Origin of the sequence: Nocardioides sp., from assembly GCF_004803405.1 — a bacterium.
GTDB lineage: Bacteria > Actinomycetota > Actinomycetes > Propionibacteriales > Nocardioidaceae > Nocardioides > Nocardioides vastitatis.
On sequence record NZ_SSXI01000020.1, the window covers coordinates 1 to 3,304 of the forward strand.

The window sequence follows — 3,304 nt, forward strand, 5'->3', positions numbered from 1 at the left end:
CACGGCGCCGGATCGCGGCCCTCGCCACCGTGGCGGTCGCGGCCGGCTCGGTCGCCGTCGGCGCACTCGTCCTGCGTCCCGACCCCGCCTTCGCCGTCCAGACGGAGGCCGACGGCGACGTCGTGGTCACCATCGCGAGCCTCGAGGACGCCGACGGGCTGGAGCGGGCGCTCGCCGAGCACGGGGTGGAGGCCGAGGTGTCCTACGACCCCAACGGCCCGCGGATCGAGAAGGTCCCGGCTGACCCGCCGCGTGGTCAGGACGAATCGGAGAGTTACTGGGAATCCTCGCTGCAATTCGGCGAGTCGAACTCCTGTGACGCGATCGAGGTCCACATCTCCGACGACGGCATCACGTTCCGGCTGCCTGCCTCGGCGGTCGAGGCGGACACGCCGCTGCGGATCCAGACGGCGGGATCGGCCACCCGCTCGGCCGCCATCGGGGTGGCGTGGGTGGCACCCGTCTGCTGAGGAGCTGATCGACGGCCCGGGCCGCTCCGGACGACCGGGGCGGCGCGGGCCGTCGTACTCCTTTTGGTCGGCTCAGGGCGGAGTGCGTAGACTCACCCCTTGGTGGATCTCCCACATGCTCGGTCGCGCCCTCAATCAGGTGCTGCTCGGCGGGAGAAGCCGCGGAGGGCACTAGCTCAACTGGCAGAGCATCGGTCTCCAAAACCGAAGGTTGGGGGTTCAAGTCCCTCGTGCCCTGCAGGACAGACGAAGAAGCTCAGACGACAGCGCGGACAAGGAAAGGGTGAGCAGCGTGGCGGACGCCCCGGCGGTCCCCGAGGGTCGCAAGGACTCCTCGGGCGACAGGCGCAAGCAGCCCGAGAAGCGGACCGGTCCGGTCACCTTCTACCGGCAGGTCGTCGCCGAGCTCCGCAAGGTGGTCTACCCCTCGCGCGAGCAGCTGGTCACCTACTTCTTCGTCGTCATGGCCTTCGTGCTGGTGATGATCGCGATCGTGTCTCTCCTCGACCTCGGTCTGGGCAAGCTCGCCTTCGAGATCTTCACCGGCGCAGACGACATCTGAGCGCCCGCTCAGGTCTCGTTGACCCTTAACAGCAACTGATGGAGCAGCACGTGTCGGAGCAGTCCCCGGAGTCGAACGCACCGGAGGAGTCCCTGGAGGACACCTACGGCCAGCCGAACGACGGTCCGGACGTCCTGGACGAGCCGCGCCTCGACGCCGAGGTGACCGACGAGTCGACCGACGCCGCGATGGGCATCGACGACACCGAGCCGGCCGCCGACGGCGAGGAGCTGTCGGAGGTCGTCCAGGAAGCCGCCGTGGAGCCCGCTGACGACGACCCGCTCGAGGCGTTCCGCCGTGAGCTGTGGGCCAAGCCGGGCGACTGGTTCGTGGTGCACACCTACTCCGGCATGGAGAACAGGGTGAAGCAGAACCTCGAGAACCGGATCCACTCCCTCAACATGGAGGACTACATCCACGAGATCGTGGTCCCCACCGAGGAAGTCGCCGAGATCAAGAACGGCCAGCGCAAGATGGTCAAGCGGACCGTCCTGCCCGGGTACGTCCTGGTCCGGATGGACCTCACCGACGAGTCGTGGGCCGCCGTGCGGCACACCCCCTCGGTCACCGGGTTCGTCGGGCACAGCCACCAGCCCGTGCCGCTGAGCATGGACGAGGTCGAGAAGATGCTCGCGCCGGCTGCGATCACCGCCGCCGCCGCCGAGGCCGAGGCCGCCGCCGGTGGCACCGGTGGCGCGACCACCCCGGCCAAGAAGCCGATCGAGGTCGCCGACTTCGACATCAACGACTCGGTGCTCATCGTGGACGGCGCGTTCGCCACGCTCCACGCGACCATCACCGAGATCAACGCCGAGGCCCAGCGGGTCAAGGCGCTGGTCGAGATCTTCGGCCGGGAGACCCCGGTCGAGCTGAGCTTCAGCCAGATCCAGAAGGTCTGAGGCTCCAGGCGGAGGTCGGTGCGGTCGCGTAGCGACCGTCACGAGACCGAAGCCGGCAGGTGGCAGAGGGCCCGTATGCCCTCGTCAGGACCACGAGAGAGAAAGAGATACAGGAATGCCTCCCAAGAAGAAGATCGCTGCGCTGGTCAAGGTGCAGCTCCAGGCCGGTGCGGCCACCCCGGCACCGCCGGTCGGTACCGCGCTCGGTCCGCACGGCGTCAACATCATGGACTTCTGCAAGGCGTACAACGCCCAGACCGAAGCCATGCGCGGCAACGTCATCCCGGTCGAGATCACGATCTACGAGGACCGGTCCTTCGACTTCATCACGAAGACGCCGCCGGCCGCCGAGCTGATCAAGAAGGCCGCCGGCCTCCAGAAGGGCTCGGGCGTCCCGCACAAGGAGAAGGTCGGCAAGCTGACCAAGGACCAGGTGCGCGAGATCGCCACGACGAAGCTCCCCGACCTCAACGCCAACGACGTCGACGCCGCCATGAAGATCGTGGAGGGCACCGCGCGCTCCATGGGCGTCACCGTCGAGGGTTCCTGAACCACTGTGGGAGGGCCGCGCTGGCCCGCTGACCACATCTCCTGAAAGAAGAGGACACCATGCAGCGCAGCAAGACCTACCGCGCGGCTGCGGAGACGTTCAACAAGGACGAGCTCTACAGCCCGCTGGCCGCGATCAAGATCGCGAAGAGCTCCAGCAAGAAGAAGTTCGACGAGACCGTGGACGTCGTCATGCGGCTCGGCGTCGACCCCCGCAAGGCGGACCAGATGGTGCGCGGCACCGTCAACCTGCCCCACGGCACCGGCAAGACCGCTCGCGTCCTCGTGTTCGCGAACGGTGACAAGGCCGACGCCGCCCGCGAGGCCGGCGCCGACTTCGTCGGTGGCGACGAGCTGATCGACAAGGTCGCCGGCGGCTGGCTCGACTTCGACGCCGTGGTCGCCACTCCGGACCTGATGGGCAAGGTCGGCCGCCTCGGTCGCGTGCTCGGTCCGCGTGGTCTCATGCCGAACCCGAAGACCGGTACGGTCACCCCGGACCCGGCCAAGGCCGTGACCGACATCAAGGGCGGCAAGATCGAGTTCCGCGTCGACCGCCACGCCAACTTGCACTTCATCATCGGCAAGGCGTCGTTCGGCGAGCAGCAGCTGGTCGAGAACTACGCCGCGGCGCTCGAGGAGGTGCTCCGGCTCAAGCCCGCGAGCTCCAAGGGCCGCTACCTGAAGAAGGTCACCGTCTCCACGACCATGGGCCCCGGTGTCCAGGTCGACCCCAACCGGATCAAGAACGTGACCGTCGACGACGAGGCCACCGCCTGATCGCGAGTTGGGACTTGTGTGAGTCCGAAATGGGAGAACCCGGG

Annotated in this window: 5 protein-coding genes and 1 tRNA gene; all 6 read left to right on the top strand. The window is 67.9% G+C overall.

Annotation, left to right across the window (positions count from 1 at the left end; translation table 11 throughout):
• A partial coding sequence (locus E7Z54_RS22830; RefSeq protein ID WP_206055951.1) for a hypothetical protein occupies positions 1 to 470 on the top strand: 470 nt, incomplete at its 5' end.
• A 165-nt stretch (positions 471 to 635) separates the two neighbouring features.
• Positions 636 to 708: transfer RNA gene (locus tag E7Z54_RS01625), tRNA-Trp, on the top strand.
• Between the two features lie 54 nt (positions 709 to 762).
• Entirely contained in the window at positions 763 to 1,032 is a 270-nt protein-coding gene (gene secE / locus E7Z54_RS01630) for a preprotein translocase subunit SecE (RefSeq protein ID WP_136431158.1), read from the top strand.
• Between the two features lie 50 nt (positions 1,033 to 1,082).
• Entirely contained in the window at positions 1,083 to 1,931 is an 849-nt protein-coding gene (gene nusG / locus E7Z54_RS01635) for a transcription termination/antitermination protein NusG (protein ID WP_240769464.1), read from the top strand.
• Between the two features lie 115 nt (positions 1,932 to 2,046).
• Complete coding sequence (rplK, locus tag E7Z54_RS01640) at positions 2,047 to 2,481, top strand: 50S ribosomal protein L11 (protein WP_136431131.1); 435 nt, start codon at positions 2,047 to 2,049, stop codon at positions 2,479 to 2,481.
• A 59-nt stretch (positions 2,482 to 2,540) separates the two neighbouring features.
• Positions 2,541 to 3,260 (top strand): 50S ribosomal protein L1, encoded by a 720-nt coding sequence (rplA, locus tag E7Z54_RS01645; protein ID WP_136431133.1) that lies wholly within the window; start codon positions 2,541 to 2,543, stop codon positions 3,258 to 3,260.
• Positions 3,261 to 3,304 lie beyond the last annotated feature (44 nt).

Bases quoted from the DNA above. Each gene is read 5' to 3' on its own strand.
- rplK (WP_136431131.1), top strand. From the start codon at position 2,047: ATGCCTCCCAAGAAGAAGATCGCTGCGCTGGTCAAGGTGCAGCTCCAG.
- rplA (WP_136431133.1), top strand. From the start codon at position 2,541: ATGCAGCGCAGCAAGACCTACCGCGCGGCTGCGGAGACGTTCAACAAG.